Annotated in this window: 22 protein-coding genes; 11 read left to right on the top strand and 11 right to left on the bottom strand. The window is 74.2% G+C overall.

Annotation, left to right across the window (positions count from 1 at the left end; genetic code table 11):
* Window positions 1–57: 57 nt before the first annotated feature.
* Both MQV74_RS06800 and MQV74_RS06795 read right to left on the bottom strand, forming a co-directional pair.
* A complete protein-coding gene (locus MQV74_RS06800; RefSeq protein WP_374120769.1) occupies window positions 58–1,101 on the bottom strand; it encodes a sensor histidine kinase in 1,044 nt (347 codons plus the stop codon).
* A gap of 128 nt (window positions 1,102–1,229) precedes the next feature.
* Window positions 1,230–1,895 (bottom strand): response regulator, encoded by a 666-nt coding sequence (locus MQV74_RS06795; RefSeq protein ID WP_242728521.1) that lies wholly within the window; start codon window positions 1,893–1,895, stop codon window positions 1,230–1,232.
* A gap of 250 nt (window positions 1,896–2,145) precedes the next feature.
* Here MQV74_RS06795 and MQV74_RS06790 point away from each other — a divergent pair, with 250 nt between their 5' ends.
* From MQV74_RS06790 to MQV74_RS06780, 3 genes are all read left to right on the top strand, one after another.
* Complete coding sequence (locus tag MQV74_RS06790) at window positions 2,146–3,360, top strand: DUF418 domain-containing protein (protein ID WP_242715126.1); 1,215 nt, start codon at window positions 2,146–2,148, stop codon at window positions 3,358–3,360.
* Between the two features lie 233 nt (window positions 3,361–3,593).
* Window positions 3,594–5,732 carry a glycosyltransferase family 4 protein gene (locus MQV74_RS06785; protein WP_242715125.1) on the top strand — a complete coding sequence of 713 codons (2,139 nt, stop codon included), beginning with the start codon at window positions 3,594–3,596 and terminating at the stop codon, window positions 5,730–5,732.
* Between the two features lie 76 nt (window positions 5,733–5,808).
* Window positions 5,809–6,723 (top strand): N-acetyltransferase, encoded by a 915-nt coding sequence (locus tag MQV74_RS06780; RefSeq protein ID WP_242715124.1) that lies wholly within the window; start codon window positions 5,809–5,811, stop codon window positions 6,721–6,723.
* Here MQV74_RS06780 and MQV74_RS06775 read toward each other — a convergent pair.
* Window positions 6,720–7,403, bottom strand: a complete 684-nt coding sequence (locus MQV74_RS06775; protein ID WP_242715123.1) for a DUF6766 family protein — start codon at window positions 7,401–7,403, stop codon at window positions 6,720–6,722. The genes MQV74_RS06780 and MQV74_RS06775 overlap by 4 nt on opposite strands.
* Before the next feature lie 83 nt (window positions 7,404–7,486).
* Window positions 7,487–7,891, bottom strand: a complete 405-nt coding sequence (locus tag MQV74_RS06770; RefSeq protein WP_242715122.1) for a hypothetical protein — start codon at window positions 7,889–7,891, stop codon at window positions 7,487–7,489.
* A 324-nt stretch (window positions 7,892–8,215) separates the two neighbouring features.
* Here MQV74_RS06770 and MQV74_RS06765 point away from each other — a divergent pair, with 324 nt between their 5' ends.
* Both MQV74_RS06765 and MQV74_RS06760 read left to right on the top strand, forming a co-directional pair.
* Window positions 8,216–9,466: a cytochrome P450 gene (locus MQV74_RS06765; protein WP_242715121.1), complete on the top strand. Its 1,251-nt coding sequence runs from the start codon at window positions 8,216–8,218 to the stop codon at window positions 9,464–9,466.
* A gap of 63 nt (window positions 9,467–9,529) precedes the next feature.
* Window positions 9,530–9,745, top strand: a complete 216-nt coding sequence (locus MQV74_RS06760) for a hypothetical protein (RefSeq protein ID WP_242715120.1) — start codon at window positions 9,530–9,532, stop codon at window positions 9,743–9,745.
* Window positions 9,746–9,830: 85 nt separating this feature from the next.
* Here MQV74_RS06760 and MQV74_RS06755 read toward each other — a convergent pair whose 3' ends face one another.
* Window positions 9,831–10,163, bottom strand: a complete 333-nt coding sequence (locus MQV74_RS06755) for a hypothetical protein (protein ID WP_242715119.1) — start codon at window positions 10,161–10,163, stop codon at window positions 9,831–9,833.
* A 532-nt stretch (window positions 10,164–10,695) separates the two neighbouring features.
* Window positions 10,696–11,478 carry a dioxygenase family protein gene (locus MQV74_RS06750; RefSeq protein ID WP_242715118.1) on the bottom strand — a complete coding sequence of 261 codons (783 nt, stop codon included), beginning with the start codon at window positions 11,476–11,478 and terminating at the stop codon, window positions 10,696–10,698.
* Between the two features lie 97 nt (window positions 11,479–11,575).
* Here MQV74_RS06750 and MQV74_RS06745 point away from each other — a divergent pair, with 97 nt between their 5' ends.
* The gene (locus MQV74_RS06745) at window positions 11,576–12,034 is read left to right on the top strand and encodes a MarR family winged helix-turn-helix transcriptional regulator (RefSeq protein ID WP_242715117.1); all 459 of its coding nucleotides are present in this window, start codon (window positions 11,576–11,578) and stop codon (window positions 12,032–12,034) included.
* A 28-nt stretch (window positions 12,035–12,062) separates the two neighbouring features.
* Here the strand turns inward: MQV74_RS06745 and MQV74_RS06740 are convergent, their stop codons facing one another.
* Complete coding sequence (locus MQV74_RS06740; protein ID WP_242715116.1) at window positions 12,063–12,794, bottom strand: MgtC/SapB family protein; 732 nt, start codon at window positions 12,792–12,794, stop codon at window positions 12,063–12,065.
* A gap of 360 nt (window positions 12,795–13,154) precedes the next feature.
* Between MQV74_RS06740 and MQV74_RS06735 the strand changes: the two genes are divergently transcribed.
* Complete coding sequence (locus MQV74_RS06735) at window positions 13,155–14,909, top strand: ABC transporter permease (RefSeq protein WP_242715115.1); 1,755 nt, start codon at window positions 13,155–13,157, stop codon at window positions 14,907–14,909.
* 56 nt (window positions 14,910–14,965) lie between these two features.
* Window positions 14,966–16,348: an ABC transporter ATP-binding protein gene (locus MQV74_RS06730; protein ID WP_242715114.1), complete on the top strand. Its 1,383-nt coding sequence runs from the start codon at window positions 14,966–14,968 to the stop codon at window positions 16,346–16,348.
* A gap of 118 nt (window positions 16,349–16,466) precedes the next feature.
* Here MQV74_RS06730 and MQV74_RS06725 read toward each other — a convergent pair whose 3' ends face one another.
* The gene (locus MQV74_RS06725) at window positions 16,467–17,102 is read right to left on the bottom strand and encodes an NAD(P)-dependent oxidoreductase (RefSeq protein ID WP_242715113.1); all 636 of its coding nucleotides are present in this window, start codon (window positions 17,100–17,102) and stop codon (window positions 16,467–16,469) included.
* 53 nt (window positions 17,103–17,155) lie between these two features.
* Complete coding sequence (locus MQV74_RS06720) at window positions 17,156–18,124, bottom strand: EamA family transporter (RefSeq protein WP_242715112.1); 969 nt, start codon at window positions 18,122–18,124, stop codon at window positions 17,156–17,158.
* Window positions 18,125–18,211: 87 nt separating this feature from the next.
* On the opposite strand from MQV74_RS06720, the gene MQV74_RS06715 reads away from it, so the two are divergent.
* Complete coding sequence (locus tag MQV74_RS06715; protein ID WP_242715111.1) at window positions 18,212–19,111, top strand: LysR family transcriptional regulator; 900 nt, start codon at window positions 18,212–18,214, stop codon at window positions 19,109–19,111.
* A gap of 7 nt (window positions 19,112–19,118) precedes the next feature.
* Here the strand turns inward: MQV74_RS06715 and MQV74_RS06710 are convergent, their stop codons facing one another.
* Window positions 19,119–19,544 (bottom strand): ArsR/SmtB family transcription factor, encoded by a 426-nt coding sequence (locus MQV74_RS06710; RefSeq protein ID WP_242715110.1) that lies wholly within the window; start codon window positions 19,542–19,544, stop codon window positions 19,119–19,121.
* A 347-nt stretch (window positions 19,545–19,891) separates the two neighbouring features.
* Between MQV74_RS06710 and MQV74_RS06705 the strand changes: the two genes are divergently transcribed.
* On the top strand, window positions 19,892–20,461 hold the full coding sequence (locus MQV74_RS06705) for a hypothetical protein (protein ID WP_242715109.1): 570 nt from the start codon (window positions 19,892–19,894) through the stop codon (window positions 20,459–20,461).
* Here the strand turns inward: MQV74_RS06705 and MQV74_RS06700 are convergent.
* Complete coding sequence (locus MQV74_RS06700) at window positions 20,382–21,431, bottom strand: LacI family DNA-binding transcriptional regulator (protein WP_242715108.1); 1,050 nt, start codon at window positions 21,429–21,431, stop codon at window positions 20,382–20,384. The two genes, MQV74_RS06705 and MQV74_RS06700, sit on opposite strands and share 80 nt — an antisense overlap.
* 344 nt (window positions 21,432–21,775) lie before the next feature.
* Between MQV74_RS06700 and MQV74_RS06695 the strand changes: the two genes are divergently transcribed.
* The gene (locus MQV74_RS06695; RefSeq protein ID WP_242715107.1) at window positions 21,776–23,053 is read left to right on the top strand and encodes an extracellular solute-binding protein; all 1,278 of its coding nucleotides are present in this window, start codon (window positions 21,776–21,778) and stop codon (window positions 23,051–23,053) included.
* The last annotated feature ends 1 nt before the right edge of the window (window position 23,054 follow it).

The raw sequence follows: 23,054 nt of genomic DNA, 5'->3' as shown, positions 1-23,054 counted from the left end.
CGGGGCGCGGCCCGCGCGGCACAGGAGGAGGCCGGACAGCCCGGGGGCGTGCCGGGCTCAGTCGTCGGCGCTCGGGACGCCGAGCCTGACGCGGTAGCCGCCCTCCGGGGTGGGGCCCGCGTGGAAGGTGCCGTGCAGCAGGTCCGCGCGCTCGCGCAGACCGATGAGGCCCTGCTGGGAGCCGGGCAGGGGCAGCGACGGACGGGTGGGCGGGGTGTTGGTGACCGTGACGCCGAACTCCTCGCCGTCGTCCCACAGGTGGACGCGGGCGCGGGCGCCGGGCGCGTGCTTGCGCACGTTGGTGAGCGCCTCCTGCACGGTGCGGTACAGGGCGCGCTGCGCGGGCGTCGCGATGTCCGGCGGCAGCGCGCCGGTCAGCTCCGCCTCGATGCCGCTGGAGCCCACCAGGGTCCGCAGGTCGGCCAGGGTGGGCTGGGGCGTGAGCTCGGTGGCCCGGCCGCCGGAGGCGCGCAGCAGCGTGACCATGTGCCGCAGCTCGTCGAGGGTGTTGACGCTCAGGGAGCGGATCGTGCGGGCCGCCTCCCGCGAGTCGGCGTCCTTGGCGGCGACCTGCCAGGCGCCCGCCCGCACCGCGATCAGCGACACCTGGTGCGAGACGACGTCGTGCATCTCGCGGGCCAGCTGCGCGCGCTCCTGGGCGAGCACGGCCTGCGCGTGCAGCGCCCGCTCGTGCTCGCGCGCCTGCTCGATCTCGGCCAGGCGGCGCGACAGGTCCCGGCGCGCCTGGGTGAGCTGGCCGAGCAGCACCGGGGCGGCCGCGGTCGTCAGCGTGTAGACGAAGTAGATCAGGGTCCAGGTCTGGTCGCCGGAGGCGAGCGCGCTCGGCGGCCACGGGAAGGCGGACGCGGCGGCCGACAGGATCGCGCACATCGCGAGGAGCCTGCGGTCCCGCGTCCGGTCGGCCAGCGTGAACAGGGCGGCGAACGGCGGCACCGTGAGCTCCACCATCACACTGGCGGGCAGCGTGAGCAGCACGACGGCGAGCGGGAACCGCCGCCGGAGAAGCAGCGCGAGACAGGCGACCGTCGCCGCGGTCAGCGCCCCCGGGGTCTCGTCGTAGCCGTCGGTGGTGAAGCCCAGGTCGATCACCGCGCAGAGGAAGACGACCAGGTCGACGAGGTACGGCGGCACCCGCCGTGGCCGCTTGGCGCGCAGCGCCGCGAGGGTTTCCCGACGGCGCGCCGGGGGCCGCGGTGCCTGGCGGTCGCTCACCGGGGCTCCTCCGCGCGGCCCCCCGCGTCCAGGAGCCCGGCGCGCTCGGCGAGCAGGGCCGCCTGGACGCGGCTGGTGACGCGGAGCTTGGTCAGGATGGCGCTCACGTGGTCCTTGACGGTGCCCGCGCTGAGGTGCAGGCGGATCCCGATGTCGGCGTTGGTCAGGCCCTCGGCGATGAGGACGAGGACGTCGCGCTCACGGCCGGTGAGGCGCTCCACGCGGGCCCGGTCCGCACCGGAGGCGCCGGAGCCGCCGGGCCCGGGGTGGGCGCGCAGCATGGACCGCGACGCCTTGGGCGACATCACCACACCACCCGCCGCGAGGGTGCGCACCAGCTGGGCGAGCTGGTCGGGCTCGGTGTCCTTGAGCAGGAAGCCGGCCGCCCCGGAGCGCAGCGCCGTCACGATGTACTCGTCGGTGTCGAAGGTCGTCAGCATTGCCACGGCCGGGGCCTCGGGCAGCGACCGCAGCTCCCTGAGGACGGTGAGGCCGTCGACGTCCGGCATGCGGATGTCGAGCAGGACGACGTCGGGGCGCTCGCGCCGCACGGTGTCCACGGCGTCGCCCCCGGCGGCGGTCGCGACGACGCGCAGGTCGTCGGCCGCGTTGAGGATGAGCTCGAACCCGGACCGCACCAGGGCCTCGTCGTCGACCACCACTACCCGGATCACGCCTGCCGCCTCGCCGTCGTCGTCCCGCGGACCGCCCGCCCGCGAGGGGGACCGCCCTCGTGATCGTCCCCGTACGACTCTAGGCGGCGGCGGGGGTGGCGCGCGGGGGCGGTCCCGTACGGCAGCCACCCGGCGTGGGGGTTCCAGCCGTTCGGGGGGAGGGGCGGGCCGGGCGGCGGAGCGGCGTCGGACGACTGCCGGATACTGCGCGCGCGGCCCGCCGCCGAGGCTGAGCGGCATGACACAGAACGCAGTGGCCACGGCCCCGGCACCGGCCGCGCCGCCGGTGGCCGAGGCGCGGTCGACCGGCCGTCTCATAGGCGTCGACCTCGCCCGTGGCCTCGCCGTCTTCGGCATGTACGCGGCCCATGTGGGGCCCGACCCCGCGACGGCGGGCGGGGTGCGGGGGTTCCTCATGGAGCTGGCGCACGGCCGGTCGTCCGCGCTCTTCGCGTTCCTCGCGGGCTTCTCCGTCGTCCTGATGACCGGGCGCCGGGCGCCCAGGACCGGCCGCGCGGGCCGCCAGGCCGTGGCCAAGGTCGCCTTGCGTGCCGTCGTCCTCCTCGCGCTCGGCACCGCACTCACCATGAGCGGCACCCCGGTCGAGGTGATCCTCGCCTTCTACGGCCTGTACTTCCTGCTCGTCCTGCCGCTGTACCGCCTCTCGGCGCGCACGCTCGCCGAGATCGCCGTGGTGGCGGCGCTCGTGCTGCCCCAGCTCCTGTTCCTGATCGTGCGAGCGGTGTACTACGACGGTGCCCTCGGCGGCGGCTCCACGGGCCCCCTGGCCTGGCCCCGCACCGGCGACGGCCTGGTCTCGCTGCTGTTCACCGGCTCCTACCCGGCCCTGTCCTGGCTGCCGTTCGTCATCGCGGGCATGGCCGTGGCGCGGCTCGACCTGGCGGACACGGCCGTCCGGATCCGCCTGGCCGTCACCGGCGCGGGCCTGGCCGTGCTCGGCTACGGCGGGTCCTGGTTCGCCCTGCACCACCTGCCCGGCGTGGCCCAGGCCCTGAGCCGGGCGGGCTTCCCGGCCGGCGGGACGGGCACGGCCTGGTGGTCCGACGTCGCGGGCTGGCCCGAGGAGGACACCTGGGGCTGGCTGTTCGTCGCCGCACCGCACAGCGAGACGACCCTGTCGATCGTGGCGAACACCGGGGTGGCCGTCGCCGTGCTCGCCCTCTGCCTGCTCGCCGTCGACGCGCTGCCGCGCTTCAAGCGTCTGGCGGGGCCGGTCATCGCGGTCGGCAGCATGTCGCTGACCGCGTACGTCCTGCACATCGTCGCCATCCGCTTCCTCGGCGGCGACGAACTGCCGCAGTCGACGCTCGTGCTGCTCGGATTCGTCGCGGGCATCTGCGCGTTCGCGGCGCTGTGGACGCGGTTCTTCCGGCGCGGTCCGCTGGAGGCGCTGCTCCAGCGTGCGACCAAGGTCGCGGACCGCGTCCCGTGACCGGTCCTCGCGACCCCCGCCGAACGGCGGGGGTCGCTCCCGCCGTTCGGCGCCCCGGGTTCAGCCCCCGGCGGGACGCCTCGGCACCCGCACGGGCGGGAGGGTGTATGAACCACGGACATCTCGGACGACACCTCACCCAAGGCCCATACGTGATCTAGCCACCGGAGCGCACCCCAGCGCCCGCCCCCTACGCCACCCCCCTCGAAACGAAGCCCACGGGACACCCCCTCATGAAGATCACCTTCCTGCTCTACAACGCGTACGGCATCGGCGGCACCATCCGCGCGACGGCGAACCTCGCCACCGCGCTCGCCGAGCGCCACGAGGTCGAGGTCGTCTCGTACTACCGCACCGCCGACACCCCGAGCCTGCCCTTCGGGCCCGGCGTCGCCCTGCGCCCCCTGGTCGACCTGCGCCCGGGCTCCCGGCACTACGACGGCCGCGACCCGGCCCAGCGCGCGTCCGGCACCGCGTGCCCGCACGACCTGATGTACAAGGGCAAGACGCCGCCCAGCAGGCTCGGCGAGACGCGGCTCGCCGAGCACCTGCGCCGCTCCGACGCGGACGTCGTCATCGCGACCCGCCCCTACCTGGTGTGCCTCCTCGCCGAGCACGGCCGCGCGGACCAGCTGCGCATCGGCCAGGAGCACGTCACCCACGACTTCCACCGCGCGGGCCTGCGCCGTGACCAGGACGCCGCGATCGCGCGCCTCGACGCGTTCGTGACCGTCTCGCACGGCGACGAGCGCGCCTACCGCGCGGCCCTGCCCGACGTCCCCACGCGGCTCACCCACATCCCGAACTGCATCCCCGCCCCCGAGGCCGAGGCCTCCTCCGGCGACACCAGGACGGTCGTCGCGGCGGGCCGCCTGGTGCCCGTCAAGCGCTACGACCGCCTGATCGGCGCGTTCGCCAAGGTCGCGGCCCAGCACCCGGACTGGACCCTGCGGATCTACGGACAGGGCCGCGAGAAGGAGAAGCTGCGCCACCGCATCCACGAACTCGGCCTGCACGACCACGTGTTCCTGATGGACGCGCGCACGTCCATCGACACCGAGTGGGCCAAGGGCGCCGTCGCGGCCGTCTCCAGCTCCACCGAGTCGTTCGGCATGACGATCGTGGAGGCCATGCGCCTGGGCGTGCCGGTGGTCAGCACGGACTGCGACTTCGGGCCGCGCGAGATCATCACGCACGGCGAGGACGGACTGCTGGTCCCGGCGGACGGCCCGGACGCCGCCGTCGAGGAGGGCATCGCCGACGCGCTGTGCCGCCTCATCGAGAACGACGCCGAGCGCTTCCGCATGGCCCAGGCCGCGATCCGCTCGGCCCGCCGCTTCCTGCCGGACCACACGGCCGCCCAGTACGAGGCGCTGATCGACGAGCTGCGGCCCGGCGTGGCGGCCTCCCGCCGCTCCCGGATCCGCGCCGCGCGCACGGCCGTGTCCCGCACGCCCCGCCAGCGCGTGGGCGCGCTCGCCGAGCGCCTCGGCGTGGCCGCCTGGCTCGGCAAGGCGCTGCCGCCCGTCGCCGTCGGCTGCCGCGTGGCCCCCGACGGCTCCCTCTACTTCCGCGTGCCCGTGGCGGAACTCACCCACGGGGAATGGCAGTTGGTGCTCAGGCCGCGCGCGGGCACCGAGGACGACACGGTACGCCTGCCGTTCCGGGTCACCGCCGACGAGACCGAGCCGTACGTCAAGCTCCTGCTCCACCGCAGCGGCCGCCCCATGGCCGAGGGCTACTGGAACGTCCACCTCCAGCAGGGGCGCAAGGGCCGCGTCCGGCGGGCGCGGGCGGGGCTCGTGGAGACCGCCAGGCTGCTCGCGCCCACCGTGCCCCCGCACCCCTCCGGCGCGGGCTTCGCCACCGCCGTGCCGTACCGCACCCAGGACGGCAACCTCTCCCTGCGCACCTGGAGCAGGGCGGCCCACGCCGAACTGGAGTCGCTCGCCGTGGACCCGGACGCGATCACCCTCACCGGCACGGTGCACGGCGCGGCGGCACGCGGCCACCACTACCGCCTCAGGGCCCGGCTGCGCGGCGGCGACGCCTCGTTCGAGACCCGCTGCACGGTCGACGAGGCGGGCTGCTTCACCGCCCGGGTCCCGCTGACGGACCCGGCCGGGCAGCACCCCGGCGGCGAGGCGATCTGGGACCTGGGCCTCGAACCGTACGACGAGCAGGGCGACGTCATCCGGCTCGCGCGGCTGCGCGGCGACGTCATCGAGCGGCGCCGCACCGACGTCTTCCCGAGCGCGCGGCCCGCCGCCGACGGCGCCCTGGAGCTGCGCCCGTATCTGACGTCCCACAACGACCTGGCCCTGAAGGCGGTGCCGGATCCCGTGGCATCCGCGCGGGAGTCCGTCGTATGATCGGGGGCGTACCGCATCGCATGGCGGCCTCCTCGACCACCACGGCCCCGACCGGCCCGCACAGTGAGGTCCGCGCATGCCCGCGCTTCAGGTACGCCCCTTCCACCGCGACGACCGCGACCAGCTCACGGAGCTGGTGAACGCCCATGTCGCCGCCGTCGTCCCCGGCGTCTCCGTCTCCGTGAACACCGTCCTCGGCCAGTTGGCGCGCAGGCCCGACGAGTTCATCGTCGACCCCTGGGTCGCCGAGCGCGTGACGCTCGTCGCCGAACAGCGCTCGTACGTCGTGGCCGCCGCGCACCTGCTGCGCTACCGCGCCGACGCCGAGGTCGGCCCGGACTACCGGGACTCGGGTGTCGTCGACTGGTTCGTGGCGCGCCCGGCCGCGTCGTTCTGGCCCGACGCGGACACGGCCGCCGATCTGCTGATGAGCGCCTGCCTGGCCCAACTGGCCCGCTGGGGCGTGCGCGTGCGGGAGGCCGACGGCGCCCTGCCCGCGCCCGCCGTGTACGGCCTGCCCCGGACCTGGCCGCACGTCCGCGCCGTCTACGAGCGCGCCGGGTTCCGGCACACCGGGCACACGGAGGTCGTCCTCATCGCCGCGGTGCCCGACCTGCCGACGCCCCCGGCCCCGGTGGACGGCCTGACCGTCCGCCGCACCCTCGGCGAGTGCGGCACCCGCCTCACCGCGCACCTGGACGGCCGCGACCTCGGCTTCATCGAGGTCGACACCGCCCTCGGCCGCCCCGAGCGCCAGGCCCGCAACGGCTCCCTCGCCGACATCGGCAACTTCCACACCGAGCCCGGCCACGGCGTCGAGGCCCTGCCCGCCCGGCTCCTCGGGGAGGCCGCCCGGTGGCTGCGCCTGGCCGGAGCCGACCGTCTCCTGGCCTACGAGTCCGCCGACGACGCCGAGGCCCTCGCCCTCATGAAGGACCTGGGCTTCACGGAACTGGTCCGCACGGACCGGGGCTGGCGGCACCAGGGCTAGCCCTCGACACCGGTCGAGGTGTGGGCCGAACCCACCGGCTTGGACTCTGGTGAGCCGCGCTGGCGCAGATAGACGGAGAAGATCGCCATCGATCCCACGGCGAGCAGCTCCGACTGCCAGTTCTGCAGGGTGCGGTCCCAGAAGTCGGCGGCCGTCAGATACGCGGACCAGCTGATCGGGGCCTGGAGCTCCCGCAGGTGCTCCTCGTTGTACGCGGCCACCCCCGTGACGGACTGCGCCAGCCAGGAGAGCAGGAACAGCGAGCACATCACGATGCCCAGGGACCGGGAGTACCAGGCCTGGCGGATGCCGCCGACGGACGCCAGGCGCGGCGAGTCGGCCTTCGCGTACCGGCCGACCTTCTGCTCCCGGTCCGTCTCCGGGCCCGCCTTGTCCAGTTCCTTGGACTCGGGCGAGCCGCGCTGGAGCAGCCACACCGTGCCGAAGATGTAGAGGAAGAACTGGAGGTATTCGGACTGCCAGTTCTCCGTCACGTCCACCGCGAAGTCGGAGGTGAGCAGATAGCCGCCGAGGCCCACCGGGTGCAGTTCCTCGGCGACGAGACGGTTGTTGAACTCGGCGTGCCCGGCGACCGCCTGCCCCCCGAGGGCGAGGAGGAACCCGGCCCCGAACGCCAGGGTCAGGCCGTTGTGACGCAGAAACCGCAGCACTCGCTTCACCGTTGCGTCAACCCCAGCACCGTGCAGTAGGCGAGCCCGCCGAGCACCACCACCAGATACAGCGTGAACAACGTCCGCACGCGTCAACCGCCCTTGACCAGACACCGATACGGCTTCCCGGACCGGGGCACGCAGCCCGCGGCCGTGACCTTCCAGCCGCCCGGGAACGAGGAGAGGAAGAGCGTGTCGCGCCGGGTCACGACCCGCGCCTGACCGCCGTACACCTCGACGGAGCGCACCGGGCCCGGCGGCGGAAGTCCCGCCTGTGGCAGCGCCCGCACGCACGGCTGTTCCGCGGACCGCTCCAGTTCGTCGCGGGTCCCGGGCGCGAGGGCCGCGCAGCCGCGCACCGCGTCCGAGGTCCGCAGGCTCGTCCCGAACCGGGCCGCGGCGGCGCCCGCCGCGGCCTCGCGCTCGGTCAGCGAGCCACAGGCCGTCAGCGTGCAGAGCAGCACCCCCGCCAGGACCCTCGCACCGCCGCCACGCACCAGACTCGCTCCCTCTCTCGGCCCACCGGCCCCGGCGCCGCCTCCCGGCCGGGGGCTCACGGGCGCGAGCACTCCGACGATGCCGTGCCCGGTCGCGACGAGCGGACGCCGGACGTCCGACACGCGCGGGTGCGCCCGATCGGGCCGCGGCCGATCGGCCGTCCCTGATTCACCGTGACCGTGCCGGGCACCCGTGCACTCCGATCGCGCAGCCGGACCGGGTGGCGTACGCCCGCTCCGGTGGTGGCGGTGTCCCGTCCGGCGGAGGGTGGAGCGGGACGGGCCGCGCCCCCTTCGCCGGACACGAACTGCCAGGAGGTTCCGTTGTTCGACCACACTCTGCCGCTGCTCGTCCAGGGCTACGCGTGGCTGCCCGACCTGAGCCGCCGCCGGGGCCCGGGCCCGGTGCGCACACGGCTGCTCGGCAAGCCGGCCGTCGCGCTGCGGGGACCGGCCGCCGTCGGATTCTTCTACGACGAGGACCATGTGCGGCGGCGCTCCGCCCTGCCCGAACCGGTGCTCAGCACGCTCTTCGGGGAGGGCGCCGTGCACACCCTCGACGGGGCGGACCACCGGGCGCGCAAGGCCCTGTTCGTGTCGCTCCTGAAGGACGCGCCGGGCGTGACCGCCCTCGCGGGCCAGGTGGCCGAGGAGTGGGAGCGTGCGCGCGAGGAGTGGGCACGCGGCTCCGAGGTCACGCTGTTCGACGAGGTCAGCGTGCTCATCACCCGGGCCGTGTGCGCCTGGGCGGGCATCCCCCTGGGGGCGCCGTGGGACGACGAGCCCCGGCGGACCGCGGCGGACCTGGTGGCGATGGTCGACGGATTCGCCACCGCGGGGCCGCGCCACCTGCGGGCCCGGCGCGCCCGGCGGCGCCAGGAGGCGCGCCTCGCCCGGCTGGTCGAGGCCACCCGGGCGGCGACCTCCGGAGGGCTCTGTGCCGGGGAGGACCCCGGGCGGCGGCCGTCCGCGCTGCACGCCGTCGCGACGCACCGCGACGCCGACGGCGAGCTGCTCGACCCGCGCACGGCCGCGGTGGAACTCCTCAACGTCATCCGCCCCACCGTCGCCGTCACCTGGTACACCGTGTTCGGCGCCCACGCCCTGCACCGGAATCCGGAGCTGCGCGTGCCGCTCGCCAAGGGAGGCGACGAGTACGCCCGGGCCTTCGCCCACGAAGTGCGGCGCTTCTACCCGTTCGCGCCCTTCGTCGCCGGGCTCGCCCCGCGGGACGTTCAGTGGCACGGCGAGCCGATCGCCGAGGGCACCCTGGTCCTGCTCGACCTCTACGGGCAGAACCACGATCCGGACCTGTGGCAGGCGCCGTACACCTTCGACCCCGAGCGGTTCACGGGCCGCGAGCCCGGCCGCGACGAACTCGTCCCGCAGGGCGGCGGGGAGGCCGCCACCGGCCACCGCTGCCCGGGGGAGGACGTGACCCTCGCGGTGCTCGGCACCCTGCTGCCCCGGCTCGCCCGGCTCGACCACCGCGTCCCCGACCAGGACCTGCGGATCCCGCTGCGCCGGGTGCCGACCCGGCCCCGCAGCGGCTTCGTCATCACGGACGTGCGCTGACACAGGAGACGTACGCCGCCGAAGGGGCGACCGGCCCCTCGCGCCACCTCAGGGAGGACCGCCATGACGCACCACCACCACGACCACCGGCACCCGTCCGGGCAGCCCGCGGAGACGGCCGCCGAAGAGGTCTTCGAGGAGGCCGAGGAAGCGGCCACGCGTGACCCCGGGGAGGAACGGGACCGCGCCAAGGACGGCGAGGCCGGTGACGCGCTCACCCCGAACCCCGAGGCCCAGGACGACGCCCACCGCGACGACGACCGCGGCGGCGGGGCGTAGCACCACCGTCCGCGGGCCGCGGCGCGGGCGCCGACCGGGCGGACCTCACCGCCTCCCGCGGCGGTGAGGGCCTCCGGCCGTGCGGTCAGGCGTCGACGAGCCGCAGTGTCTCGATCCCGTCCCAGCCGCGTGCGGCGAGCCGGTCCCGCAGGCCCAGTTCGGGGGCGGCGCGGATGACCAGGCACTGGGGCGGGCGGAGATGGCGGCCGAGGGCCACGAGGATCTCCAGGGCGCTGTTGGCGAAGTAGCGGACGCCGGTGAGGTCGAGGGTGATCTCCTGCGAGTCCTTGCTCTGTTCGGTGAGGGCGACGGCCAGCGGCCCTCGGTGGGCGCTGACGACCTCGCCGAACAGGCGGACGCCCGCGAAGCCGCCCGCGGGCATCATGACGAGGAGGTCGTCGGCGAAGTAGCCGCGCATGAGGAGTCCTGGATGCCGAGCACCTCGAGGGGGAGGCGGCGATGGGGGGAGGGCCTTCGCGTGCGACCCCTCGCGCGGTGCCGAAGAAGCGGGTGCAGAGTCCCGCTGGACACAGCCGCTGGCGTGGGGGCCTCGCTCCAGGCCCGAGAGGTCGCCGGAGAGCCGTCGCCGCGCTGACGGTGACGGACGCTCCACGGACTGGCGCCAGCGTACTCCCGCGCGTCACCCTGCGGGAGGGCAGGAGCACACGGAGTGGCCGCACGCCCCTGCCTCGCGCGTGCGGCCCGTCCGCCTCGACCGTCGCCCCGCGTGCGGGAGGGAGCGGGGGGACGGGAGCGGTCCACCGGCTGACCTGGGCTCCGCGCCCCGGCGGTGCCGGTGTCGGGGGACGGGTGTCCCCCGCGGCGATCGTTACACCCCGGTATGCGTACGCCGTCTGACGCAGTCACCCGTACGTGCGGGACGAGCCCGCGCACGGCGGACGTCGAGACCCGCCGGTCGCTCGGCACACGCGGTCCGGTGCCCTGGGTGCTCAGTCGAACTGGACCGAGCGCTTGGAGAGGCCGAGCCAGGTGCCCTCGATGACGCTGCGCTGCGTGCGCAGGTCGTCCACGGCGGTGCCGAGCGTGACCGCGAGCGGGACGAAGTGCTCCTCGCGGGGGTGGGCGTAACGGGCACCCGGGGCCTTGTGCGCGAAGTCCAGGAGCGCGTCCACGTCCCCGGCCGCCAGGGTGCGCCGGCCCCAGTCGTCGAACTCGGCCAGGACGGCGGGCACGTCGTTGCCGGGGTTGATGGCCCGGAGGTTGTGCGTGAAGTGCCCGCTGCCGACGATCAGGACGCCCTCGTCGCGCAGCGGCGCGAGCTTGCGCCCGATCTCCATCAGCTGCCGCGGGTCCAGGGTCGGCAGGCTCACCTGGAGCACGGGCACGTCGGCGTCGGGGTACATCTCCCGCAGCGGTACGTACGCGCCGTGGTCGAGGCCGCGGTCCGGCAGGTCCTGCACCGGTGTGCCCGGGCCGCGCAGCAGCTTGCGGACCTGCTCGGCGAGCTCGGGGGCCCCGGGGGCGGCGTACTGGACGCCGTAGTAGTGCTCGGGGAAGCCCCAGAAGTCGTAGACGAGCGGCACGGCGGTGGTGGCGCCGAGGGCGAGCGGGGCCTCCTCCCAGTGCGCGGAGACCATCAGGATCGCCGTCGGGCGCGGCAGCTCGGCGCCCCAGCGGGCCAGCTCGCCCGGCCAGACGGGGTCCTCGGCGAGGGTGGGGGCGCCGTGGCTCAGGAAGAGGGACGGCATGCGCTCCGGGGCTGCGGTGGTCATGGTCGGCTCCTTGCGATGCGGCAGTGGGTTCAAATTTGAACCACCTCTCGACCGTAGTCGATGGTTCGAATTTGAACAACAGGCGTACGCTGGGGCCATGCCCAAGACCCACTGGCTCGACGACGACGAAATGGCCGCCTGGCAGGCCTTCCTGACCGCGGGAGCGCTGCTCAACCGGCGCATCGAGGAGCAGCTCAAGGACGAGTCCGGGCTGTCCCACCTCCAGTACGAGGTGCTCGTGCGGCTCTCCGCCGCCGAGGGCGGCGCGCTGCGCATGACCGAACTCGCCGCGGTGGTCGTCACGAGCAAGAGCGGGCTGACCTATCAGGTCACCCAGCTGGAGAAGGCGGGTCTGGTGCGCCGCCGCTCCTGCGCCGACGACGTGCGCGGCGTGTACGCGGTCCTCACCGACGAGGGCCGCCGCCGGCTTGAGGCCGCGGCGCCGGGCCATGTCGACGTGGTCCGGGGGCACCTCATCGACGTGCTCACCCCTGGCCAGCTCGCCGCCCTGAAGGAAGGGCTCGGCGAAGTCGCGCGGCGCCTCGGCGCGGCGTGAGGGGCTGAGGGCCTTGGGGTGCTGAGGCTCAGGCCGCCGACCGCTCGGTGTGTGCCGCGTCGTCCTGGTCGGCCAGGTGCCAGTGCAGATCGCGGACGCCGGGCTCCAGGGAGAGCCGGGTCACGAGCAGCTCCATGTCCGCGCCGGGGGCGCCGTCGAGGGTGACGGCGGCTTCGAGCGCGGTGGTCCCGCCGCCCTCGCCGCGCCGGATGCGCAGCCCGGCCAGGCGCGGATCCGCGCTGCTCAGGAGCTGGATGAGCAGGGCCCGGACGTGTGCCTCGGCGCGGCGCTCGCAGGTGACGTGGAAGGTGACCCGCGTGGTGGTGTCGGCGCTCGCCCGCGGGGCCCGGTCGATGAGGCGGCTGGTGGGCCGCAGGGCCAGGTGGACGCCGATCACCGCGAACGCGCCGAGCAGCGCGAGCGCGAGCCGCCCGGAGGCGGCGAGGACGCCCACCGCCGCCGAACACCACAGCGTGGCCGCCGTGTTGAGGCCGCTGATGGAGGCGCCCTCGCGCATGATGACGCCGCCGCCGAGGAAGCCGACGCCGGAAACGACGTACGACGCGACCCGGGTGGGGCTCGTGGGGTCGGCCATCGCCTCGCTGTAGAGCACGAAGAGGGTGGCTCCCGCGGCGACGAGCGCGTTGGTGCGCAGGCCCGCCATGCGGGCGCGCCATTGGCGCTCCACCCCGATGAGGGCGCCGCAGCCGACGCCGGTGGTCAGGCGGAGAGCGAAGTCGAACGTGGTCAGGGCCTGCATGGCGGCACCTCCCGGTGGCGCGGTCGTACGGGACACCCCATAGTTGCATGGTTGCGCAACTATGCACAGAAGGTTTCCAGCGGCACGTCTGGCCCTCCACCTGCTTATTTGCGTATCGACGCAAAGAAGCGCACACTTCCCCTGGCCCCCCACGGCCCCTGCCCGGCACATCACCGAAGGAGGCAGCCATGGGCGCAGACCCTCCCAGTAGCGGCCGCTGCCTCGACGGCGGCTTCTGATCCCGCTAGTCAATTCACTTACGCACACCGGGCATCGCCCTGTGACCCCGCACGGCCCGCCGCGTTCCGCGGTCGCGGCCCGGGGTCCGCTGTGCCCACAGTGTGGTCGGAGGTTCTTGTGATGTCGTTCCGGACCAGCGACGGCGCTCCCCGCGCCCCGCTCGCCAGCCGGTTCGCGGGGCGCGTGTCCCGCATGACGTGGGTGGACGTGGTGGTCGCCGCGGCCGTCCTGGTGCTCATCTCCCTCGTGCTCCAGGTCGGGCACGGCACCACCGTCCGCTTCTCGACCGAGCAGTCGGTGAAGGTGGACACCGATCCCGCGCGGCTGCCGTACGACGCGGCGCGCTCGCTCCTGCGCATGTTCGCCGCGCTCGCGGCCTCGATCGTCTTCACCTTCGCGTACGCCTACGCGGCGGCCAAGAGCCGCCGCCTCGAACGGATCCTGATCCCGGCCCTCGACATCCTCCAGTCCGTGCCCGTGCTCGGCTTCCTGACGGTCGCGGTGACCGGGTTCCTCGCGCTGTTCCCGGGCTCGATGCTCGGCCTGGAGTGCGCGTCGATCTTCGCGATCTTCACCTCGCAGGCCTGGAACATGACGTTCGGCTTCTACCAGTCCCTCACCTCGCTGCCCCGGGAACTCGACGAGCTGTCCCGGTCGTTCCGCTTCACCCGGTGGATGCGGTTCTGGAAGGTCGAGGTCCCGGCCGGGATGATCGGCCTGGTCTGGAACGGCATGATGAGCTTCGGCGGCGGCTGGTTCTTCCTCGTCGCGTCGGAGGCCATCAGCGTCAACTCCAAGGAGTACGCGCTGCCGGGTGTCGGCTCCTACGCCGGGGCGGCCGTCGCCGACGGCGACCTCGGCAAGGTCGGCTGGGCCGTCCTCACCATGGCGGTCATGGTCATCGGTGTGAACTTCCTGTTCTGGCGGCCCCTGACCGCCTGGGCGGAGAGGTTCAGGAACGAGCAGTCCGAGGCGAGCGAGGTGCAGCGCTCGGCCGTGCTCGACTTCCTGCGCCGCTCCCACTGGCCGCGGCTGCTCGGCTCCCTGCTGCGCCCGGTGGGCCGCGCCCTGGGCCGGGCCGCGCGCGTCCTCGGCACCGACGACCGGCCGCTGTCCTTCGACCCGGCGCGGCGGCGCACCGGCGACATCGCCTTCGCGCTCGTCGCGGGCGGCCTCGTCGCCTGGGGCCTGGCCGACCTCGGCGGCTATCTGCACGACCGCACCGGACTCGGCGTGTTCGGCGAGCCGCTCCTGCTCGGCCTCGTCACGTTCGCCCGTGTCGTCGTGCTGGTCGCCGTCGCCACCGTCGTCTGGGTGCCCGTCGGCGTGTGGATCGGCTTCTCGCCGCGCCTGACCCGGATCGCCCAGCCCGTCGTCCAGGTCCTGGCGTCCTTCCCCGCCAACTTCCTGTTCCCGCTCGCCGTCTGGTTCTTCCTGCGGACGGGCCTGTCCCTCGACGTCGGAGGCATCCTCCTGATGGCGCTCGGCGCCCAGTGGTACATCCTCTTCAACACCATCGCCGGTACCATGTCGATCCCGAGCGACCTGCGCGAGGCCATGGACGACCTCGGCGTACGAGGGCGGCAGCGCTGGCGGCGGCTGATCCTCCCCGGTGTCTTCCCGGCGTACGTCACCGGCGGCATCACCGCGTCCGGCGGCGCCTGGAACGCCTCGATCGTCTCCGAGGTCGTCACCTTCGGCACCACCACCCTGACCGCCACCGGCCTCGGCGCGTACATCGCCCGGGCCACCGCCGACGGCGACTTCCCCCGGCTGATCGCGGGCGTCGCCGTGATGAGCCTGTACGTGGTGGGGCTCAACCGGCTGCTGTGGCGCCGCCTCTACCGCATCGCCGAGAGGCGCTACTCCCTCTGACCGCCGACCGGCCCCCCCGAACTTCCCCGCCCGCCTGGAGAACTGGAGCCTCCCTCATGGCACTCAAGGCCCTCCGCGCCCTGCGCACCCCGACCGCCCGCCCCGCCGCCCGGCCCCCGCGCGCCGCCGACGGCGACGTCCTGCTCGAAGCCGCCGGGCTCACCAAGTCCTACGCGGGCGCCGACGGCGAACTGCCCGTGCTCGCGGGCGTCGACCTGACGGTCCGCGCGGGCGAGATCGTCGCCCTGCTCGGCAAGTCCGGCTCCGGCAAGTCCACGCTGCTGCGCTGTCTCGCCGGGCTCATCCCGGCGAGCTCCGGCTCCGTCGCCTACCGCGGCGAGCCGCTGACCGGCGCCAACCCGGGCACGGCCATGGTCTTCCAGACCTTCGCGCTGCTCCCGTGGCTGACGGTGCAGCAGAACGTGGAACTCGGCCTGGAGGCGCGCGGCGTGCCCGCCGCCGAGCGGGCCCGCGCCGCCGTGCAGGCCATCGACCTGATCGGCCTGGACGGCTTCGAGTCGGCGTACCCCAAGGAGCTGTCCGGCGGCATGCGCCAGCGCGTCGGCTTCGCCCGCGCCCTCGTCGTCGAGCCGGACGTCCTGATGATGGACGAGCCGTTCTCCGCGCTGGACGTGCTCACCGCCGAGAACCTGCGCGGCGAGCTGATGGAGCTGTGGGAGTCCGGCCAGTTCCCGACCCGGGCCGTGGTCCTGGTGACCCACAACATCGAGGAGGCCGTCCTCATGGCCGACCGCGTGGTCGTCCTGGGCTCGCGCCCCTACGGCACCGTACGCGAGACCATCGAGGTCGGCCTGGAGCGTCCGCGCGACCGCACCGCGCCCGCCTTCGAGGAGCTGATCGACCGCGTCTACCGGGTCATGACCGGCCGCCCCCGCGAATCCCGCCTCCCGGGCCGCACGGAGGCGGCGGAGCCGGAGCGGCGCACCGTCGCCACCACCCCGCTGCCCCCGGCCACCGTCGACGGCCTGTCCGGCCTCGCCGAGACGGTCGCCCACCGGGGCGGGAGCTGCGACCTCGCCGACCTCGCCGACGACCTCGGCCTGGACGTCGACGACCTGCTGCCGCAGGTCGACGCGCTCGACCTGCTCGGCTTCGCCCACGTGAGCGGCGACGACCTCGTCCTGACCGAGGAGGGCGCCGCGTTCGCCGGGGCCGACGTGCGGACGTCCAAGCCGCTGTTCGCCCGCGCCGCCCTGGAGGTCCCGCTGGTGAAGCTGATCACCAACAGCCTGTCCGGGAACCCGGAGGGCACCGCTCGCGCCGGGTACTTCCGCGACCTGCTCGCCCACCACTTCACGAGCGAGCAGGTCGAGCGGCAGCTGGAGACGGCCACCGACTGGGGCCGGTACGCGGAGCTGTACGCCTATGCCGCGGGCAGCGAGGAGTACCGGCTCGACGACGCGGCGCGGGGCCGGTGAGCGCGGGGCCGGGGTGTGCCGGGACCTGCCGCCGGTGGCCCGCGGGCCGCGTCGTGGCCGGTCGCGCCCGCGCGGCGGAGCCGCTGATCGACAGGCCCCGCGCCCCTTTGGGGCGTTGCTACGCCGCGACCGTGATGTGGCGCTCCGGGCCGGGTGACTCCAGCTCGTCGACCACGGCGACCGCCAGGTCCTCCGCGCTGATCCACGAGCGGCCGTCGGCGCCGGTGAGCAGGGTGTCGGTGCCGCGCCGGTAGCGGCCCGTGCGGTCCCCGGGTTCGAGCAGCGCCGGCGGGCTCAGATAGACCCAGTCGCCCCCGGCGTGGTCCTGGCAGGTCCGCAGCTGGGCCACCCCGGCGGCGGCGACGGCCGTCACCGCCGCGGGCACGTACGCCGGATCGTCGGCGACCAGCAGATCCGCCGAGCCCGGGCTGCGCAGCGCCCCCGCGCCCCCGACCACGAGGACGCGCACGCCGAGCCGCGCGGCGCTGTCGAGGACCGTCCGGGTGGCCCCGACCAGGAACTCCTGGTCGACCGGCAGGGTCCGCAGGCTCACCACGACCACGTCCGCGCCGGAGCCCGCGAGGGCCGCGTGCAGGGCCTCGGGGTCGCGGGCGTCGACTCCGACCGGCGTCACGTGCGGTGCGTCGCCCGCGGGCCGCCGGGACAGGGCGAGCACGCGGTGCCCGCGGGCTCCGGCCTCGGCGATCACCCGGCTGCCCACCATCCCGGTGGCGCCCAGCACGGCGATCGTCATGCCCGCTCTTCCTTCCTCCGGCGTCTCCGCCGTGGCCGTCCTCACCGAGGTGTTCATCGCGTCCGCTCTCCTTGCGTCAGGTCTTCTCGTACGTGGATGCCGGGTGGGCCGCTGTGGTGCCGCAGCCGTGGGGGCGTGAGCTGGGTGGCCAGCAGGGCCGCGAGGGCGAGGACGAAGCCGAGGCCCTGCGGCAGGTTCAGGGACTCGCCGAGCGCGAGGCCGACGACGGTGGCGACCAGCGGCGAAAGCAGCACCAGTGGCGCCGACGCGCCGACCGGCAGCTTGCCGATGCCCCGGAACCACAGCGTGAACGAGACGATCCCGCCCATGCCGCCGAGCCACAGATAGCCGCTCACGGCGGCGCCGTCGATCCCGTGCGGCACCCCCTCCACCAGGAGCGTGAGCGGGAGCAACAGCAGCCCGCCCGCGCTCAGTTGCCAGCCCGCGAGGGCCAGTGGGCCGACCCCCGCGGGGCGGCCCCAGCGCTTGGTGAGGACGATCCCGCCCGCCATGCCCGCCGTACCGCCGAGGGCGGCCAGGACGCCGACGGCGTCCAGGCGGGCCTGCGGGCCGAGCACGACGAGCCCGACACCGAGCACACCGAGCCCGCCCCAGGCCCACTGCCAGGCCGTCGGCCGGTCGCGGAGCACCACGATGGAAAGACCGGCGACCAGCAGCGGCTGGGTGGCGCCGAGGGTGGCCGCCACCCCGCCGGGGAGCCGCTCGGCCGCCAGGAACAACAGGGGGAACAGCGCGCCGATGTTGAGCGCACCCACGACGGCCGCCTTCCACCACCAGTCCCCGCGCGGCAGGACCCGGGTGAGCGCGAGGGCGAGCAGCCCCGCGGGCAGGGCGCGCACGAGCCCGGCGAACAGCGGCTGCCCGGACGGCAGCAGCTCCGTGGTCACCGCGTACGTGGTGCCCCAGGAGGCGGGAGCGAGTGCGGTCAGCGCGACGGTCGCCACTCGTGGCGCCGAAGGGGCCCGCGAAGGGGCCGGTGACCGCTCGGTCGGTGTCGGCATGCTCGGCATACGAGGAGTCTCGGCCGCACCCCGTCATGGTTCCAAAGCATGGTTGTCATCGCAGCTATGAACAAGGACCATGATCGCGTGGATCTCCAGCAGATGCGGTACGTCGTCGCCGTCGCCGAAACCCGTAACTTCACGCGCGCCGCGGAGCGTTGCTCCGTGGTGCAGTCTTCCCTCAGCCACCGGATCGCGAGCCTGGAACGGGAGCTGGGGGTGAGGCTGTTCGCCCGGTCCAGCCGCCGCACCGAACTGACCGGCGCCGGGGAGGCGTTCCTCGTCGGCGCGCGCGAGGCCCTGGCCGCCGCCGAGCGCGCGGCCGCCGACGCCGCGGCCGCCTCAGGCGTGGTGCGCGGGCGGCTCGCCGTCGGCGTGATCGTGACCACGGCGGCCGTCGACGTGGCCGAACTGCTCCAGCGCTACCGCGCCCGGCACCCGGACGTCCGGGTCTTCCTGCGGGGCGGCCGCAGCGACGCGCTGACGGCCGCGGTCCGCGACGGCGACCTGGACATCGCCTTCCTCGGCCTGCCGGAGGGCGATCTGCCCTCCGGCGTGGAGTCCCTCGTCCTCGACCACGACGAGCACGTGCTCGTCGTGCCCGCCGGGCACCGCCTCGCGGGCGCCGACCGGGTCACGCTGCGGGAGATCGCGGGGGAGACGTTCGTGGACTTCGCGGCCGGGTCGCCCGCCCGGGCCCAGTCCGATCAGGCGTTCGCGGCGGCGGGCCTGGTCCGTGACGTGGCGTACGAGGCCCAGGTCGCCCTGATGACCGGCCTCATCGCGCGCGGGCTCGGGGTCGCGCTGCTGCCGTCGGCGTTCATCCGGACGCCGGTCGCCGCGGACCCCGGGCTCGCCCTCGTCCCGGTGGTCGACGGGCCGCGGCGCGTGGAGTACCTGGTGTGGAGCCGGTTCAACCCCAGCCCCGCCACCCGGGCCCTGCTCGCCGTCCTCGGCGTCGAGGGGCAGCGGGCGGCGGCGTCCTGACGGGAGGTCAGTGCCCGGTCGCCGGGCGGCGGCGCGCGGCCCGGCCCACCCGGGCCCGCGGCGCCTCGGCGGGCGCGTGCGCGACGGCCCGCTCGGCAGGGGCGCCCTCCGGGGTGCCCGGCTCGGCCCGCGCGGTGGCGGGCCGAGCCACCAGGGCCGCCTCTTCGAGGAGGCCGCGCACGTCCGCGGCCCGGTAGTAGATCCGGGTGCCCTCGCGGCGCGGCACCACGAGCCCGGCCGCCCGCAGCTTCGCCAGGTGCTGGGAGGTCGCGGCCACGTGCGCGCCGATCAGCTCCGCGAGCGCGCTGACCGGCAGCTCCTGCTGGCTGAGCGCCCACAGCAGGCGGTAACGGGAGGGGTCGGCCACGGCCTTGAGCACGGCCACGGCCCGGTCCGCGGCCGCCGCGTCCCACGACTGTCCTTGCGCGTCCATGCAAGTAGGGTACGTCGGCTCCCGGAGTGGCGAGCGCCCACGGGCGACGGCCATCGGTCACCGCCGGGGCGTCGGCGGCGCCCGCCGGAAGTCCGCCGCAATCCCTTTCATGGCAAAGGTCCGGGCCGAAGGCGGCGAGCGCGGGGCCGCAGGACCGGGTGTGTTCAGCTGCAAGTCCCGCCGCGGGAGCGTCGCGCCAGGTATGCGAGTCGCATTCTGATGCTGCCGGAGAAAGTGGAAGTGGCCTTTCCGGCCATACGGGATCCGGGGCGGCGCGCTGCCAGGTGGATCTGCTGCGCGTCGCGGGATGCCGCCAAATCAGGCTCGGCCCGCTGACCCGGCGGGGAGTGGCCGAGCTGGCCGCCGCGTGCGGCGGTCACGGGCAGCGGTGGTGGGGGACGCGCCCGCTGCTCGCGGAGCTGCACCGCATCGGCGGTGGAAACCCCTTGCTCACCCGGGCGCTGATCGAGGACGGCCGCGGTCCTGTCACCGGGAGCGGCGCGGGCGGACCCGTGGACCTGGTGCCCGGCGAGGCCTTCGAGCAAGCCGTGACGATGTGCCTGTACCGCAGCGATACCGGGACGCGGAACGCCGCCTGGGCGCTCGCGGTCCTCGGCCCGCACGCCGCCCACGCCGAGCTGGCCGAAGTCCTCGGCGTCAGCCCGCGCTCACCGCCGGGGCGCTCGCGGGCCGCGTCAGCACCCGGCACGCGGCCGAACTCGTCGGCCACCTGCTGTGGTTCGGGCAGGTCGACCGAGCCACCGCAGTGCTCCGCGCCGCCGAGAAGTGCCGCGCGGCACCCCGCACCGGCTCGACGACGTGCGGCTCTGCCCCCGGTCACGAAGGTGTACGGGGCGGTGGGCCGCCGTCTGGCCGGCCCGACGCCGTGGAGCCGCGCACCACGAGCTCCGGCATGAAGACGAACTCGCTGTGCGGCGCGGGCGTGCCGCCGACCTCCTCCAGGAGGGTGCGCACCGCCGCCTGGCCCATGGCCTGCACGGGCTGGCGGACCGTGGTCAGCGGCGGGTCGGTGAACGCGATGAGCGGGGAGTCGTCGAAGCCGACCACCGAGATGTCGCGGGGCACCTCCAGGCCCTGCTGCCGGGCGGCGCGGACCGCGCCGAGCGCCATCATGTCGCTGGCGCAGACGATGCCCGTGCAGCCGCGCGCGATCAGCGCGGTCGCCGCGGCCTGACCGCCCTCCAGGGTGTAGAGGGAGTGCTCGACGAGGGCGTCGGACTGCTCGGCGGTGAGGCCGAAGCGCTCGCGCATGCCGAGGCGGAAGCCCTCGATCTTGCGGACGACGGGCACGAACCGCCGGGGGCCGACCGCGAGGCCGACGCGGGTGTGGCCGAGCGAGGCCAGGTGCCGCACGGCGAGCCGCGCCGCCGCCCGGTCGTCCGTCGACACGAAGGGCGCGTCGACCTCGGGGGAGAAGCCGTTGACCAGGACGTGCGGGATGCCCTTGGCGGCCAGCGCCGCGTACCGCCGGGTGTCCGCGGTGGTGTCGGCGTGCAGCCCGGAGACGAAGATGATCCCGGCGACGCCGCGGTCCACCAGCATCTCGGTGAGCTCGTCCTCCGTGGAGCCGCCCGGGGTCTGGGTGGCGAGCACCGGCGTGTAGCCCTGGCGGGTCAGGGCCTGCCCGATGACCTGGGCGAGCGCGGGGAAGATCGGGTTGTCGAGCTCGGGCGTGATCAGACCGACCAGGCCCGCGCTGCCGCGGCGGCGCAGCCGTACGGGCCGTTCGTAGCCGAGCACGTCGAGCGCGGCGAGGACGGCTTCGCGGGTGGCCGTGGCGACGCCGGGCTTGCCGTTGAGCACACGGCTGACGGTGGCTTCGCTGACCCCCGCCTGAGCTGCGATGTCGACGAGCCGCGCGGTCATGCACGGGACTGTACCCAAAGGGGCGCTCCTTGCCCACTGCTTGCGCAAGCTTGCGAAACCCGCAGGAGGCACAGTCGGCACAGCAAGCACCGAAGGCGCCGCAAGCGCCGAGGTGCCGGCCGTGTCCGGACCGCAACCGGCAGGACACGCGGCGGTAACGATCGTCATCTCTTGCAGAAAATCCCCGCAAGGTCTTTCGGGACGTTTTCAAGCCTGTTACGTTCCTGCCAACCCGGCGCCGCGTCGAGTGCGGCCAGCAGGAGGCGCCCCCTTTCGCCTCCCCTCGTTCCGGGTCACCCCCGGGATCACCCCGGGTCATTCCGGGTCCAGTTGAAGGAGTTCACATGCGGCGTGGCATAGCGGCCACCGCGGTGGTCGCCGCCCTGACGATGACAGCGGCGGCGTGCGGCGGCGACGACGGCGACAGCGGGAAGAAGAGCGGCGGCAAGCTGTCCGGCACCGTCACGTTCTGGGACACCTCGAACGACGCCGAGAAGGCGACGTACGAGAAGCTCGCCAAGGGCTTCGAGGACCTGCACCCGGGCGTCGAGGTCAACTACGTCAACGTCCCGTTCGGCGAGGCCAACGCCAAGTTCAAGAACGCCGCGGGCGGCAACTCCGGCGCTCCCGACGTGATGCGCACCGAGGTCGCCTGGGTCGCCGACTTCGCCAACCTCGGCTACCTGGCCCCGCTGGAGGGCACCGCCGCGCTCGACAAGCCCGACGACTACCTGCCGCAGGCCGCCGCGAGCACCAAGTTCAAGGGCAAGACGTACGCGGCCCCGCAGACCATCGACACCCTCGCGCTCTTCTACAACAAGAAGATGCTCAAGGCCGCGGGCGTCGAGGTCCCCAAGACGTTCGACGACGTGAAGTCCGCCGCCAAGAAGATCAAGTCGAAGTCCGGCAAGACCGGGCTCTACCTGCGCGGCGACGACCCGTACTTCTATCTGCCCTACCTCTACGGCGAGGGCGGTGACCTCCTGGACACCAAGAAGAAGGAGATCACCGTCGACGACGCCGAGGGCGCCAAGGCCTTCGAGGTCATGAAGGACCTGGTCGACTCCAAGGCCGCCGTGACCGACGCGAGCGACGGCTACAACAACCAGCTCAACGCCTTCAAGGACGGCGACGTCGCCATGGCCCTCGACGGCCCCTGGTCCCTCGAGGGCGCCCTCCAGGGCAAGCAGTTCAAGGGCTCCGCCGGCGCGGCCAATCTCGGCGTCGCCCCGGTGCCCGGCGGCAGCGCGCGCCAGGCCTCGCCGCAGGGCGGCTGGAACCTCGCCGCCTACGCGGGCTCCAAGAACCTGGACGCCTCCTACGAGTTCATCAAGTACATGAGCTCCGCGAAGGTTCAGCAGCAGACCACCGAGAAGCTCAGCCTGCTGCCGACGCGCACCTCCGTGTACGACGTCAAGTCCGTCAAGGACAACCGGATGGTGCAGTTCTTCAAGCCCGCCGTCGACAAGTCCGTCCAGCGCCCCTGGATCCCCGAGGCCAACTCGCTGTTCGAGCCGATCCGCCTGGAGATGCAGAAGGTGCTCAGCGGCAAGACCTCGCCCGAGGACGGCGCCAAGGGCATCGGCGACGCCTACCGCAAGCTCCTCAAGGACTACAAGTAGC

It is taken from the genome of Streptomyces sp. AN091965 (genome assembly GCF_022698285.1).
Classification (GTDB): domain Bacteria; phylum Actinomycetota; class Actinomycetes; order Streptomycetales; family Streptomycetaceae; genus Streptomyces.
Note: the sequence above shows the minus strand (reverse complement) of the source record. Positions and strands in the feature narration are given on the sequence as shown.

Coding starts and splice junctions, on each gene's coding strand:
- MQV74_RS06760 (WP_242715120.1), top strand. CDS start 9,530: ATGACGCACCACCACCACGACCACCGGCACCCGTCCGGGCAGCCCGCG.
- MQV74_RS06785 (WP_242715125.1), top strand. CDS start 3,594: ATGAAGATCACCTTCCTGCTCTACAACGCGTACGGCATCGGCGGCACC.
- MQV74_RS06755 (WP_242715119.1), bottom strand. CDS start 10,163: ATGCGCGGCTACTTCGCCGACGACCTCCTCGTCATGATGCCCGCGGGC.
- MQV74_RS06735 (WP_242715115.1), top strand. CDS start 13,155: ATGTCGTTCCGGACCAGCGACGGCGCTCCCCGCGCCCCGCTCGCCAGC.
- MQV74_RS06720 (WP_242715112.1), bottom strand. CDS start 18,124: ATGCCGACACCGACCGAGCGGTCACCGGCCCCTTCGCGGGCCCCTTCG.
- MQV74_RS06790 (WP_242715126.1), top strand. CDS start 2,146: ATGACACAGAACGCAGTGGCCACGGCCCCGGCACCGGCCGCGCCGCCG.
- MQV74_RS06710 (WP_242715110.1), bottom strand. CDS start 19,544: ATGGACGCGCAAGGACAGTCGTGGGACGCGGCGGCCGCGGACCGGGCC.
- MQV74_RS06730 (WP_242715114.1), top strand. CDS start 14,966: ATGGCACTCAAGGCCCTCCGCGCCCTGCGCACCCCGACCGCCCGCCCC.
- MQV74_RS06695 (WP_242715107.1), top strand. CDS start 21,776: ATGCGGCGTGGCATAGCGGCCACCGCGGTGGTCGCCGCCCTGACGATG.
- MQV74_RS06740 (WP_242715116.1), bottom strand. CDS start 12,794: ATGCAGGCCCTGACCACGTTCGACTTCGCTCTCCGCCTGACCACCGGC.
- MQV74_RS06725 (WP_242715113.1), bottom strand. CDS start 17,102: ATGACGATCGCCGTGCTGGGCGCCACCGGGATGGTGGGCAGCCGGGTG.
- MQV74_RS06750 (WP_242715118.1), bottom strand. CDS start 11,478: ATGACCACCGCAGCCCCGGAGCGCATGCCGTCCCTCTTCCTGAGCCAC.
- MQV74_RS06780 (WP_242715124.1), top strand. CDS start 5,809: ATGCCCGCGCTTCAGGTACGCCCCTTCCACCGCGACGACCGCGACCAG.
- MQV74_RS06700 (WP_242715108.1), bottom strand. CDS start 21,431: ATGACCGCGCGGCTCGTCGACATCGCAGCTCAGGCGGGGGTCAGCGAA.
- MQV74_RS06745 (WP_242715117.1), top strand. CDS start 11,576: ATGCCCAAGACCCACTGGCTCGACGACGACGAAATGGCCGCCTGGCAG.